12 protein-coding genes are annotated in these 12,948 nt (G+C 37.0%); 4 read left to right on the forward strand and 8 right to left on the reverse strand.

The annotated features are described in order from the left end of the window. The first annotated feature begins 274 nt into the window (after positions 1 to 274). Positions 275 to 1,045, forward strand: a complete 771-nt coding sequence (locus A1D25_RS02870; RefSeq protein WP_157394197.1) for a Nif3-like dinuclear metal center hexameric protein — start codon at positions 275 to 277, stop codon at positions 1,043 to 1,045. A gap of 44 nt (positions 1,046 to 1,089) precedes the next feature. Here A1D25_RS02870 and A1D25_RS02875 read toward each other — a convergent pair whose 3' ends face one another. The 3 genes from A1D25_RS02875 to fdnG are packed head-to-tail and all read right to left on the reverse strand — an operon-like array spanning position 1,090 to position 5,729. Next, the gene (locus A1D25_RS02875) at positions 1,090 to 1,767 is read right to left on the reverse strand and encodes a formate dehydrogenase subunit gamma (RefSeq protein ID WP_157394198.1); all 678 of its coding nucleotides are present in this window, start codon (positions 1,765 to 1,767) and stop codon (positions 1,090 to 1,092) included. Beyond that, positions 1,760 to 2,662 carry a formate dehydrogenase subunit beta gene (gene fdxH, locus A1D25_RS02880; protein ID WP_157394199.1) on the reverse strand — a complete coding sequence of 301 codons (903 nt, stop codon included), beginning with the start codon at positions 2,660 to 2,662 and terminating at the stop codon, positions 1,760 to 1,762. The genes A1D25_RS02875 and fdxH overlap by 8 nt, the downstream gene beginning before the upstream one ends. Before the next feature lies 1 nt (position 2,663). Next, positions 2,664 to 5,729, reverse strand: coding sequence for a formate dehydrogenase-N subunit alpha (gene fdnG / locus A1D25_RS02885; RefSeq protein WP_157394200.1), 3,066 nt, complete (start codon positions 5,727 to 5,729; stop codon positions 2,664 to 2,666). A gap of 220 nt (positions 5,730 to 5,949) precedes the next feature. Here fdnG and fdhD point away from each other — a divergent pair, with 220 nt between their 5' ends. Next, positions 5,950 to 6,759 (forward strand): formate dehydrogenase accessory sulfurtransferase FdhD, encoded by an 810-nt coding sequence (gene fdhD, locus A1D25_RS02890; protein ID WP_240327095.1) that lies wholly within the window; start codon positions 5,950 to 5,952, stop codon positions 6,757 to 6,759. Positions 6,760 to 6,811: 52 nt separating this feature from the next. Here the strand turns inward: fdhD and A1D25_RS02895 are convergent, their stop codons facing one another. Together A1D25_RS02895 and A1D25_RS02900 are read right to left on the reverse strand one after the other, a co-directional pair. Beyond that, positions 6,812 to 7,477, reverse strand: coding sequence for an OmpW/AlkL family protein (locus A1D25_RS02895; RefSeq protein ID WP_157394202.1), 666 nt, complete (start codon positions 7,475 to 7,477; stop codon positions 6,812 to 6,814). A 185-nt stretch (positions 7,478 to 7,662) separates the two neighbouring features. Further along, a complete protein-coding gene (locus A1D25_RS02900) occupies positions 7,663 to 8,286 on the reverse strand; it encodes a TIGR01621 family pseudouridine synthase (protein WP_157394203.1) in 624 nt (207 codons plus the stop codon). A 70-nt stretch (positions 8,287 to 8,356) separates the two neighbouring features. On the opposite strand from A1D25_RS02900, the gene A1D25_RS02905 reads away from it, so the two are divergent. Next, the gene (locus tag A1D25_RS02905; RefSeq protein WP_157394204.1) at positions 8,357 to 8,998 is read left to right on the forward strand and encodes a histidine phosphatase family protein; all 642 of its coding nucleotides are present in this window, start codon (positions 8,357 to 8,359) and stop codon (positions 8,996 to 8,998) included. A 38-nt stretch (positions 8,999 to 9,036) separates the two neighbouring features. On the opposite strand, the gene A1D25_RS02910 is transcribed toward A1D25_RS02905, so the two are convergent. The 3 genes from A1D25_RS02910 to A1D25_RS02920 form a co-directional block, all read right to left on the reverse strand. Further along, complete coding sequence (locus A1D25_RS02910) at positions 9,037 to 9,318, reverse strand: DUF1294 domain-containing protein (protein WP_157394205.1); 282 nt, start codon at positions 9,316 to 9,318, stop codon at positions 9,037 to 9,039. Between the two features lie 85 nt (positions 9,319 to 9,403). Continuing rightward, complete coding sequence (gene glyA, locus A1D25_RS02915; RefSeq protein WP_157394206.1) at positions 9,404 to 10,666, reverse strand: serine hydroxymethyltransferase; 1,263 nt, start codon at positions 10,664 to 10,666, stop codon at positions 9,404 to 9,406. Positions 10,667 to 10,854: 188 nt separating this feature from the next. After that, positions 10,855 to 11,934 carry a porin gene (locus tag A1D25_RS02920; RefSeq protein ID WP_157394207.1) on the reverse strand — a complete coding sequence of 360 codons (1,080 nt, stop codon included), beginning with the start codon at positions 11,932 to 11,934 and terminating at the stop codon, positions 10,855 to 10,857. 456 nt (positions 11,935 to 12,390) lie between these two features. On the opposite strand from A1D25_RS02920, the gene priC reads away from it, so the two are divergent. Then, the gene (priC, locus tag A1D25_RS02925; protein WP_157394208.1) at positions 12,391 to 12,900 is read left to right on the forward strand and encodes a primosomal replication protein PriC; all 510 of its coding nucleotides are present in this window, start codon (positions 12,391 to 12,393) and stop codon (positions 12,898 to 12,900) included. Positions 12,901 to 12,948 lie beyond the last annotated feature (48 nt).

The raw sequence follows: 12,948 nt of genomic DNA on the forward strand, positions 1-12,948 counted from the left end.
ACCAATTGAAAAATAAAAGATTTTATTTTGTTATGTAGGGACGCCACGCTGGCGTCCGTTTATTGAATACAACAAATTGGGGTTTGTCATCAGTCTGAGGCAAATAGCATTTGCCCTATAATTACCAAATCTACATCAATTTAGGGGCTAATGTGTGTGATTAGCCCCTACATTTTTAAATCCCGAACAACACTCATTTAGCTTTGTGGAATGGGCTGAGCCCTACCCTACTAACAATTTCTTTGAGTTTTTCAAAAATACAGAAGGATAAAAAATGCTAACCAATTTAGAACTAGAACAAATTCTAGATACAAGACTCAATAGCAAAATGATTTCAGATTACGCCCCAAATGGTTTGCAGGTAGAAGGCCGCAAACAGATCCAAAAAATTATTACAGGCGTAACGGCTAGTTTGCCTTTGATTGAACAGGCCATTGCCAAAAATGCTGATGCGATTTTAGTTCATCACGGTTATTTTTGGAAAAGTGAAAACCCTTGTATTCGTGGAATGAAAGGTAAGCGTATCAAACAGTTATTAGTCAATGACATCAATCTATTCGCTTATCACTTACCATTAGATATTCACTCAGAATTAGGTAATAACGCACAGTTAGCACAAAAAATTGGCGTACAGAATTTACAAGGACTAGAAGATAAAGCAAATTCCATTCCTGTCTATGGCGAATTACCACAAGCTATTTCTGCTGAAGAATTAAAAACAAGACTTGAAAAATCGTTACAACGCAACTTAGTATTGTGTAATGAGTTTGTTGATGAATTTCCACAAAAGCTAATTAAAACTGTTGGAATATGTACTGGGGGTGGTCAAGGTTATATTGATTTAGCGGCAGTAAAAGGCATTGATGCTTTTATTAGCGGTGAGATTTCTGAACAAACAACACATTCTGCTCGTGAACAAGGTATTTATTATTTCGCTTGCGGACATCACGCAACAGAACGAGATGGTGTTAAAGCATTAGGCGAGTGGCTCGAAAAAGAATATGGCTTAGATGTAGAATTTATTGATATTGATAATCCAGCTTAACAAAAAATAAGGGCAATCTGCCTGATTGCCCTTATAACTTCCAACTATTTATGTTTCTGCTTTTCAGCAAGTTCTTTTTCTAGTTCTGGTAGTACTTCTTCACGATACCAACGTGGGTGGTGTTTTTTAGCCCAACGTACCGTTACCCAGCCTTCAACCATTCCTCGAATCGAACCTTTTACCCAAAATGCCATATAGATATGAACCATAATGCCTGTAAAGAGTAAAAATGCACAAGCTGAATGGAATAATATTGCAATTCGGATAATAGGAATTGGGAAATTGTGAGCGAAATACTGACGCCACATAATAATCCCTGTAATCAATAAGGTAAACATTGCTAAAATCAGAGTCCAGAATAACATTTTCTGTCCTAGATTGTATTTACCATTATCTGAAACAGCGTGTTCATTACCTTTCAATACTTCGACAATATTAAGCAACCATACCCAGTCATTTTTTTCTGGGAAATTATGGTGCCAATAAATTCTGACCATATTCAAAAAGGCAAGGAACATCACAATCCCTGTAAATGGGTGGATCATTCTCGCTAATTGAGGTGTTCCAAGAATTTGTACTAACCAAGATAGATCAGGGAAGAAAAATGCTAATCCTGATAATCCAGTTAAGAAGAAACAGAACACTAATAGCCAGTGACTTAAACGAGCTGGTAATTTATGACGAACAATTTTTAGATCATCACTGATATGCACTTTACTCATTGTGACCTCCTTGATGTTCTTCATCGTGCTCATCTAATTCTTCTGTATTCGGACCGATCGCAATATAGTGTGCTGCCGCACTAATTGCTAAACCGCCCATTGCAACAGCTGCAACTGGTTTTAATACATCTTTCCAGAGTGTAATAGTCGGGTCAATCTTCGGATCTTTTGGTAAACCTGAATATAATTCTGGCTTATCTGCGTGATGTAATACATACATAACGTGCGTACCACCGACACCTTCTGGGTCATATAAACCTGCATTGTCGTAACCACGAGATTTTAAGTCTTGAATACGTTTTTCCGCATAGACTTTCATCTCTTCTTTGCTACCAAAGCGAATTGCTCCAGTCGGACAGGTTTTCACACAAGCTGGCTCTTGACCTACGTTTACACGATCTACACAGAGGGTACATTTATACACACGATGATCTTCAGGGTTCATTCGTGGAATATTAAACGGACAGCCTGCAATACAATAGCCACAACCGATACACTTGTCCGATTGGAAATCAACAATACCATTTGCATATTGAATAATTGCACCTGGTGATGGGCAAGATTTCAAACAGCCTGGTTCAGTACAGTGCATACAACCGTCTTTACGGATCAGCCATTCTAAGCGGTCGTTTTCTTCCACTTCATTGAATTTCATTACCGTCCACGCTTTTGCATTGAGATCGATAGGGTTATCATATACCCCTACACACTTCTCAGGCTCTGCACGAATATCATTCCATTCAGAACAGCCCACTTGACAGGCTTTACAGCCTATACAAGTGGTAACATCAATCAGTTTTGCCACTTCAACTTGATGATCTCGTGCGTGTGGCGGTGGTGTTAGCCCTGATGTTGCAGAGGCTTTAATAATGTTTTGAGATTGTACTACACCCATTTTATGCCTCCACTTTCTCAATATTGACTAACATACATTTCGATTCAGGCGTATTGGTATTCGCATCACCTGTACGAACGGTTAAGTTATTTGCGAAGAAACCTTTTTTCGCTCCTGTTGTTGCTGCAAAGCCCCAGTGAATTGGAATACCCACAGTATGAATTGGTTTTCCATCGGAGACTAACGCACGAATACGCTTAGTTACCACTGCAACAGCTTTGATATAACCACGTTTTGAGCTGACTTTAACTACATCACCGTGTTTAATACCTTTCTCTGCTGCCAATGCTTCACCAATTTCAACAAACTGCTCTGGTTGAGCAATCACATTCAACAGTACATTCTTCGTCCAATAGTGGAAGTGTTCTGTTAAGCGGTAAGTTGTTCCTACATAAGGGAAATCTTTAGATGTACCTAAATCTTCCTTATCGCTTGGTAAAATACGAGCGACTGGGCTTGAAACTACATTCGGATGTAATGGGTTTGTTCCAATTGGTGTTTCCATTGGTTCATAATGCTCAGGGAACGGACCATCAGTCATACGTTCACGCACGAATAAACCACTCACCCCTTCAGGTTGCATAATAAATGGCATTGTTGGGCTATTTGGTGGTGCTGTACCGAAGTCAGCTACATCAACATAGTTCCAGTTTTTACCATTCCATTTTACTAATTGGCGTTTAGGGTTAAATGGATTTCCTGCTAAGTCTGCACTTGCTCGGTTATAAACAATACGGCGATTCAATGGCCACGCAAACGCCCAACCTAAAGTATTACCTAAGTTAGATGGATCGGAATTATCGCGATTCGCCATCTGGTTACCTTTTGGTGTCCACTGCCCTGTATAAATCCAACAAGCACCCGATGTCGTACCATCATCACGCATTTGAGCAAAACTTGAGAGTAAGTCGCCTTTCTTCACAATTACATTGCCATTTGCATCAAGTACATCTTCAAGAGCATAACCATTGTTTTCTTTTGCAACTTCTTCTGCTTTTGGCTCAAGTGGATTTGCATAATCCCAACTCATTGCTTCTAACGGCTCAATTGGTGCTTTTCCACCTTCTTTATGGTAGAGATGAATCAGCTCTGCACGCAATTCAGATAAAATTTCTCCGTCTGTTTTCGCTTCGCCTGGTGGCTCTGCACCTTTCCAGTGCCACTGTAACCAACGACCAGAGTTCGCAATTGAACCATCTTCTTCAACGAAACAAGTAGTCGGTAAGCGGAAAACTTCAGTTTGAATTTCTTCTGTTTTAACATCATTATACTCGCCGTAATTTTTCCAGAACTCTGACGTATCTGTTACAAGCGGGTCGAAAATAACTAAATATTTCAAGTTACTTAAGGCTTTAATAATTTTCTGCGAGTTCGGGTAAGACGCAATAGGGTTCATACCTTGGCAGAAGAAACCATTGACTTTACCTTGATACATATCCTCAATATAGCGGAACTGATCGGTACCACCTTTTGGTAATTTCGGTAAATAATGGTAGCCAAATTCATTCTCTTTCGTCCCTTTATTACCGTAGAACGATTTCAACATACTCACCATAAATTTTGGTGTATTTTGCCAATAGTTCACCTGATCTTTCATCATCGTTTTTGGCGTAATACGATTTAAGAAAGATTCTAGACTTACATCAGCTTCTGTCGGTAACGGTAAATAAGCAGGCAAACGATTTGGGAATAAGCCTAAGTCTGTGATACCTTGTACGTTGGAGTGTCCACGCAATGCATTCACACCACCACCAGCAACACCAATATTTCCTAATAGCAACTGAATAATTGCCATTGAACGAATGTTTTGCGAGCCTACGGTATGTTGTGTCCAACCTAACGCATATAAGAATGTTGCTGCTTTATCTGGAGCGGCTGTTTTGGCAATTTCTTCACAGAAAATATTAAAATCTTTCTGTGGAGTACCCGTAATACGCTCAACCATTTCAGGTGTATAACGTTCAACGTGTTCACGCAACATATTTAATACACAACGTGGATGTTGCAGTGTTAAATCACGTTTTGGTTGCCCTTCTTCATCAAATTGATATGCCCAAGTAGATCTATCATATTGACGAGTTTCAGCGTTATAGCCAGAGAATAAACCATCTTCAAATTTAAAATCTTCATTCACTAAGAATGACGCATTCGTATAATGTTTTACATACTCGTGTTGAATTTTATCGTTTTTCAATAAATAACGAATAACGCCAGATAAGAATGCAATATCCGTACCTGCACGAATCGGCATATAGGTATCAGCAACTGCTGCCGTACGGTTAAAACGTGGATCAACCACAATTAACTTCGCCGCATTTTGTTTTTTAGCTTCAATCGCCCAACGGAACCCAACAGGGTGAGCTTCCGCAGCATTACCGCCCATTACAATAACTAAATCGGCATTTTTAATATCAACCCAGTGATTGGTCATCGCACCGCGACCAAATGTTGGAGCAAGACTTGCTACCGTTGGTCCGTGTCAGATACTCGCTTGGTTATCTGTAAAAACAATACCGAGAGAACGTACAAATTTTTGGGTTAGAATCCCCGTTTCATTACTACAAGCAGAGCCTGCTAAGAAACCAGCTGTCATCCAACGGTTTACTTCAACACCTTGATCGTTATGAGTAATAAAGTTCTCATCACGGTCTGCTTTCATATGTTTGGCAATACGTTCAATCGCTTCGTGCCAAGAAATACGTTTCCACTCATTTGTTCCTGCTTCACGCACTTCTGGATACATTAAACGGCGATCACTATTAACATAATCTAACGCCCCTGCCCCTTTTGGACATAATGCCCCACGACTGACTGGGTGATCAGGGTCACCTTCAATATGAATTAATTTACCTTTGCTGTTCATTGCGCCATCGCCTAAGCTATATAGCAACATTCCACAGCCCACTGCACAATAAGTACAGGTATTGCGTGTTTCTCTTGTACGCAACAATTTGTATTCACGCGGTGCTGCTAATGCGGTTGCTGGGGCAAAACCCAACATCGCAGCAGACGTGCCCGCCATACCACCTGCACAGATCTTAAAGAACTTCCTTCTACTGACCTGCATAACTCACTCCTAAAACACCACATTTGTGGCAATTAACGACTTAAATAAAAATTAGCTTATATGCTTTGCTCATTACTGTTATTATTTAACAAATAACCTTAAGAGCAAATTGATTTATTGGTTAAATTAGCAACAAATTTGATATAAACTAAAATTTGCACAATGATACATTTTTTTAACAAAATAAACTATGCTAGAAACTGATTTTTTAGAAAATAACGTGAATTTGATCACAAAAATAAATATAAACCACTTAATTGTTGAGAATAATTCTCTTTTATCAATTAAAAAGGAAGATTGTTTAATTAAAGAAGTGCCTGTTGCCCTTGTTTATAATGGTATTTCACATACGGTAATGATGTGTACACCAAATAATTTAGCTGATTTTGCATTAGGATTTTCACTTGCCGAAAATATTCTGAATCATAAAGGCGAATTATATTCGCTAGATATTATCGAAAATAATAATGGCATAGAAATTCAAATGGAAATATCTAGTCGCCAATTTGCTGCATTAAAAGAAAAAAGACGCACAATGGCAGGAAGAACAGGGTGCGGTATTTGTGGTGTTGAACAGCTAGAACAAGTACAACAAAATTGTAAATTTTTCCCAAAATCTCACCGCTTACATTCCATTGATCCGATAATTTTTGATCACTGTCTAGCCCAACTAGAACAACATCAAATCTTAGCAAAGCAAACTGGAGCAAGCCACGCAGCGGCTTTATTTGCTCCAAATGGAGAAATGCTCGCTATCCGAGAAGATGTTGGCAGACACGTTGCACTAGATAAATTACTGGGTTGGTATGCTAAAGCTGATCAACCATTGGGATTTGTATTTGTGACAAGTCGAGCGAGTTTTGAAATGGTACAAAAATGCTTAGCTTGTGGCATTGAAATGCTCTGTGCAATATCAGCTACAACAGAAATGGCATATAAAATGGCACAAGAAAATAATTTCACATTATTAGCCTTTACGCGAAAAGGAAAAGCGACAATTTATTCTGGGCAAGAACGTTTAATATTATAAATAAAAAATACCGCTTATTTAAAAATATAAGCGGTATTTTTATTATGTTATTTTAGAATCTATATGAAAGACCTGCAAAATATACAATTGGGTCTAATTTAATTTTTACTTCGTGATTTAACCCTAATGCACTAAAGTTAGCTTTAGTTTTAATACGGGTGTACCATAATGCTGTATTTAAATAAAGTTTATCCGCTAATTTAATATCAATACCTGCATTAACAACTGGGCCAAATGAATGTTTTTTAACTTGTAAATTCGTAACTGCAGGATTAAGCGATTTAGCACTAAAGAAACGAGTATAATTTAAACCCGCACCGATATAAGGTCTTGCACCTGCATCTTTATCTAAGAAATAATACTGAGCATATAAACTTGGCGGTAAATGTTTTACTTTAACCACATTTGGAATAGGCAGCCCATTTGGCAATACACCTGCGACAGGCTGAACAGATGCATCTATTTTATGTGAAAATGGTGTTGCACCGAGTAATTCAATACCGATATTATCTGTGAGCATATAGGTTGCTGTTAAACCTAACTGTGCATTATTGCGAACATCTAAAGTAATATCGACAGGTGTTGTTGTTTTTGAACTTGAATTTGCATCAACAAAAACACCACCAAGACGGAAAATTGCACTACCTGCCTCGTGTGCCATTGCTGAGCTTGCTAATAAAGCCGAACCTAACATAATTGCTAATGCTGATTTTTTCATTTTGAACCTCTTTTTATTATTGTTGAAAGATAAGTAACAAATATGTTACTAAACGCATATTATTGTAAAAAAGGGTAAATAAAATGTTTTTGATAAATATCAAAAAATAGCAATGAATTATTTCTAGCTAAATATTATTAAATTATTTTATTTTTTGAAATTTGATCTAGCACAATTTATCTATTTTAGCTCACTATTTTCTGCCATAAATTCCCTGTTTCAGGATCAGCACTAATCACAAAAGATTGTTGCTGATATTCAAAGGCTAATTGATAGGCGTGTAAATACACTCGATCTGATTTTTCTCCAGAATAAAGCTCATCACCTAAAATTGGACTCCCTAAACTTTTCATAGCCACTCGCAGTTGATGTGTTTTTCCTGTTTTAGGTTGTAACACAAAATGTCTTAAATTAGGCTCAAGCGAATAAGATTGAAATAACGTAACGGCTGGATTTTCTTTGGTATGGCATAATTTCCACGCACCATTACGGCTCTTTTGCATATCACCAACTACCCTACCTTGTTTCTTTTTCGGCTTTTGATTGGATAATGCCCAATATGTTTTTTGGATTTTATGATTGATGAATAAGTTATAAAAATAAGCCGCCGTTTCTTTGTTCAAGGCGAGAATCAACAACCCTGATGTAACTTTATCTAAACGATGAACCAACCAAACTTGCTCAACGCCTAGTTGTGTTGCAATTTGTTCAGTTAATCCAACCGCTTGTTCATCTTTATGAACGCTAATCCCAGCAGGTTTATTGATAATGACAAAATCAGAATGGTGATAACAGACAGTAAAATGCATTGATTTTTGCTATACTCTAAAAAACAGATGCAAATAGCATAACGGATAATTCAAATTAAAGGAAAGAAAAATGGCATTACATCTCTATTTAATTCGTCACGGTCGCACCGAATGGAATGAAAAAGGCTTATTACAAGGTAGTGGAGACTCCCCTTTGCTCGAAGAAGGAATTTTAGGTGCGAAACAAACAGGTAAAGCTCTTGCAGATATTCCCTTCTCAGCGTGTTACTCAAGCCTAATGAAGCGAGCCCAAGATACGGCGGATTACATCATTGGTGAGCGTAATATCCCACATTTCCATCATAAAGGAATCAATGAAATTCACTTTGGCAAATGGGAAGGAAAACGTTCGGTAGATTTAGCAGAACACCCCGAATATATTTTATTAAGGACAGATCCTAAACAATATCAAGCTATTGAAAGCCAAGGGGAAACCATTGAACAACTTTACCAACGAGTTACACTCGCATTACAGCAAATTATCGAACGCCATCAAGACGGCGAAAATGTATTGATTGTTTCACACGGAATGACATTAACACTTTTGACTGCGGTCTTAAAGGGTATTCATTGGCACGATTTCCGTAATCCTGAATTACACACCTTTGTAGCCAATACTGCGATCAATGTCTTAAAAGTGGAAAATGGACAGTATGAATTAATTAAATTTAATGATGTGGAACATTTAGATCCATCAAGCTATGTCAAATAAGATAATCGTCATAGGGGCTGCTAGCCCCTATCTCGACTCTATGGGGTATAGTAGATAAAATAATAGATCATCGCTGGTAATATAAATATCCAAAAGAAAAAAGACAGAATAACTACCGCGTGAAATTGCCAATGTTGTGTCTTATGTCGCCCATATTTCATCATTAGATAAGTCCCTAAAAAACCGCCAACAACACAAAAGAAAAAAAGGTTTGACTCAGGTATTCGCCACGCCTTTTGTATTGCCCGTTGTTTATCAATGTACATTAAATAAGCACTAATACAATTCACACAAATAAAATAGATGGCTATATATAACATTGTTATATCCACATTAAACATAAAAAAATAAAACCCCGAACGCATTCGGGGTTTGTAAAAAATCAGCGTAATCTAACCGCTTACATTATGGGTAAACTGGTAAGCGTTTGCAAATATCTAATACTTTTGCTTTAGTTGCTTCAATAACCGCTTGGTGATTGTCTTGGTTAATGCTATCTAACACATCACACATCCAACCTGCTAACTCAACAACTTCCGCTTCTTTAAAACCACGACGAGTTACAGATGGAGTACCTACACGAATACCTGATGTAATAAATGGTTTTTGTGGGTCATTTGGTACAGCATTTTTGTTTACAGTAATGTTAGCTTGACCTAAAGCGGCATCTGCTGCTTTACCTGTTAAACCTTTAGAAACTAAATCAACAAGGAATAAGTGGTTTTCAGTTCCGTTTGATACCACGTTGTAACCACGTTGTTTAAATACTTCAACCATTGCTTTCGCATTTTTAATAACTTGTTTTTGGTACTCTTTGTATTCAGGCTCTAATGCTTCTTTGAAACATACCGCTTTTGCAGCAACAACGTGAACTAATGGACCACCTTGGTTTGCAGGGAATACAGAGCTTTGTAGTTTTTTGTATAATTCTTCATCTTTTGCATTAGAAAGAATTAAACCACCACGAGGGCCGCCTAATGTTTTGTGTGTTGTGGTTGTAACGATATGTGCGTGAGGCAGTGGGCTTGGGTAAACACCAGCTGCAATTAAACCTGCAACGTGAGCCATATCCACAAATAAATACGCACCAACTTCGTCTGCGATTTCACGCAATTTTGCCCAATCTACGATTTGAGAATATGCAGAGAAACCACCTACGATCATTTTTGGTTTGCACTCTAATGCTTTTTGACGGATATCTTCGTAATCTAAGAAACCTTCTGCAGTAATACCGTATTGAACAGCGTTATAAATTTTACCAGAGAAACTAACACTTGCACCGTGAGTTAAGTGTCCACCGTGAGCTAAGCTCATACCTAAAATAGTATCGTGTGGTTGAAGTAACGCACCATAAACTGCTGCATTCGCTTGTGAGCCTGAGTGAGGTTGTACGTTTACATAGTCTGCACCAAATAACTCTTTTGCACGGTCAATCGCTAATTGTTCAACGATATCCGCATATTCGCAACCACCATAGTAACGTTTACCTGGATAGCCTTCCGCATATTTATTGGTAAATTGTGAACCTTGAGCTTCCATTACACGAGGGCTTGCGTAGTTCTCAGAAGCGATAAGCTCAATATGCTCTTCTTGACGACGGTTCTCATCTTGAATAGCTTGCCATAATACTGGATCGTAATCAGCGATATTCATATCACGTCTTAACATCGGTAAATCTCCTATAAAGTAATCGTTTGCGTAAATAAAAACTAGCACATTCTACGCATTTTTCAACAAATTCGGTAGTGTTTTTTTAACAAAAAAATATAACTATTTTATATTAAAAAGCAAAAAACAAGGCAAACATAAAAATGTCTGCCTTGTTTTTATCAAATTAGCGTGAATCTAATGAAATATTACCAGAATACGCGTAAACCTACACCGATATTGTTATCTGATGTTTTAGTTTTTGTTGTTGTATTATTAGCTGCATAAGTAGTTTTTGTTACTTTGCCTACGCTACCTTCAACATAAGTAAATACATTTTTATGTACTTGGTAAGAAGAACCTAACATAAACTTGTGGAATACATCTTTAGATACTGTTACGTTGTTCGCTTTATCTTTAGCTACACCATAACCATAGTTACCATATACCGCAACTTCAGGAGTTACTTGGTATTTAGCACCGACACGGAAACCGTTGAAGCGGTCTTTATCTTTACCTTCTTTATTAAATGAACCTGCATAGTCTGCAGCCAATGTTAAAGCATCAACAGTGTAAGATGCACCTGCTGCCCAAGCATCCTTATGGTGTTTAGTATTTGTGCCAGTCACAAAGTTATCACGAGTATAACCAGCAGCTACTTTTGCTGATTGACCTTCAGCAACTTTGAATTCATAAGTAACACCAGCACCGTAACCTGATTTTAATTTACCTAAGGCAACTTCGCCACTCGCATCACGATCTTCTGCAAAACGGTAATCCACACCTACTTGTAAACCTTCAACACCTTTGTAATCATAACGTACCACTGATTTACCAGAAGTTGTTAAAGTTGTGTCAAATACGCCATAAGCATTATCAAAACCAGCTTGACCGATGTCATCACCAATAGTTACTTGACGACCGAAAGACACTTCACCAAGTTGTTTACTACCCACACCTACATAAGCACGATGTGCATATAAATCACCGAATTGGTCTGTTGATTTAGCTCTGTCACCGCCATTAAAACGGAATTCTAAACGGCTAAATGCAAATAAATCATCGCCAAGAGTGTGTTTTGTTTTCACACCGAAACGTGAACCATCATTGTGTAAGTTAGTATGTGCACGTTTTGTAGTTTGATTATCTGTTTTAGATTTTTCGTTATCTAAACGTAAACGGATAGAACCGTCAAAATCTACTTTAGAACCTTCATTTTCATAAACTGTGATTGCTGAAGCTGAAGTTGCGAATGCTGCTACTGCTAATGCTACTAGTGTTTTTTTCATAGTGTTCACCTTAATTTATTTTAGTTTCGTAAATTACTCTCGTTAAGGTATAAGAGTAATCGCCAAGTACACCATTTACATCCATTGTCAATTTGGGTAAATGCTGATTGCGAGCGAATAGTGTCAGAATCGAGATAAAGTGTCAATATCTAAGGAACTTTTTTTACATAAGAAAAATTTCATTTAAAAACAATAAGTTACAAAAAATATCTTCACTCAGAGTAAATTTTATTTTAAAACGGAGGTTTACTCCATATTTTCAAATAATTGTAACTTATTGATATATATGAGTTTTATTTGTTTTTTTGTAATCTTAAAAAGTTCAAATTTTTTGTGAACTATTTCACAAATTTAGAAAATACTCGCCAGTTTGATTGTTTTTTAATCTAAAAAACAAATTACAAACATTTTATATGTCGTTTATAATACTCAAAAACAAATAAGATTGACGTATTTATGACAAATTTTACCGTTGCAATTCAGAAACAGTGCCAAATTTTTTCTCCCTTCTTAGATAAAAAAGTCGAAATTTCATCCGATGTGTTCATTCTTTCTCAAGGAAAAGTCTGTGATTTTGTACAAGAAATAATGCAAACTTGTGAGCTAATTAGCCAACAAAATATGACATTTTATGTAGAATTCTATACTCAACGCCTAGTACAACAGTTTGACACATTAAAAAATGTAGTAGATGAGCACTGTCAAACAGAGGAAATTTTTATACCTCGTTTCAAAAGCAAATACCGATTTGCAAAAAATATGAATAAACTACCCGCTGAAAAGCAACTTGAAGAATATCAGAAAATATTACGAGCTTTAAATGATAAGTTGAGTTGGTTGGTTGAATTAGGTCATCAAACCAGAGATGAGCAGAGAAAAGACGCAATTCATACACAAATTCAAGAAACTGAATATCGACGAAAAAAATGTATAGAAAAAATTAGGGATATTGAAGATACTATCTAAACTTATCAAACAGGTGATTCTGTTTAATTATCAGATTATTGACAAAGT

The sequence above is a fragment of the Ursidibacter arcticus genome, assembly GCF_009761375.1.
Classification (GTDB): domain Bacteria; phylum Pseudomonadota; class Gammaproteobacteria; order Enterobacterales; family Pasteurellaceae; genus Ursidibacter; species Ursidibacter arcticus.

Bases quoted from the DNA above. Each gene is read 5' to 3' on its own strand.
- A1D25_RS02870 (WP_157394197.1), top strand. From the start codon at position 275: ATGCTAACCAATTTAGAACTAGAACAAATTCTAGATACAAGACTCAAT.
- A1D25_RS02875 (WP_157394198.1), bottom strand. From the start codon at position 1,767: ATGAGTAAAGTGCATATCAGTGATGATCTAAAAATTGTTCGTCATAAA.
- fdxH (WP_157394199.1), bottom strand. From the start codon at position 2,662: ATGGGTGTAGTACAATCTCAAAACATTATTAAAGCCTCTGCAACATCA.
- A1D25_RS02895 (WP_157394202.1), bottom strand. From the start codon at position 7,477: ATGAAAAAATCAGCATTAGCAATTATGTTAGGTTCGGCTTTATTAGCA.
- A1D25_RS02900 (WP_157394203.1), bottom strand. From the start codon at position 8,286: ATGCATTTTACTGTCTGTTATCACCATTCTGATTTTGTCATTATCAAT.
- A1D25_RS02905 (WP_157394204.1), top strand. From the start codon at position 8,357: ATGGCATTACATCTCTATTTAATTCGTCACGGTCGCACCGAATGGAAT.
- A1D25_RS02910 (WP_157394205.1), bottom strand. From the start codon at position 9,318: ATGTTATATATAGCCATCTATTTTATTTGTGTGAATTGTATTAGTGCT.
- glyA (WP_157394206.1), bottom strand. From the start codon at position 10,666: ATGTTAAGACGTGATATGAATATCGCTGATTACGATCCAGTATTATGG.
- A1D25_RS02920 (WP_157394207.1), bottom strand. From the start codon at position 11,934: ATGAAAAAAACACTAGTAGCATTAGCAGTAGCAGCATTCGCAACTTCA.
- priC (WP_157394208.1), top strand. From the start codon at position 12,391: ATGACAAATTTTACCGTTGCAATTCAGAAACAGTGCCAAATTTTTTCT.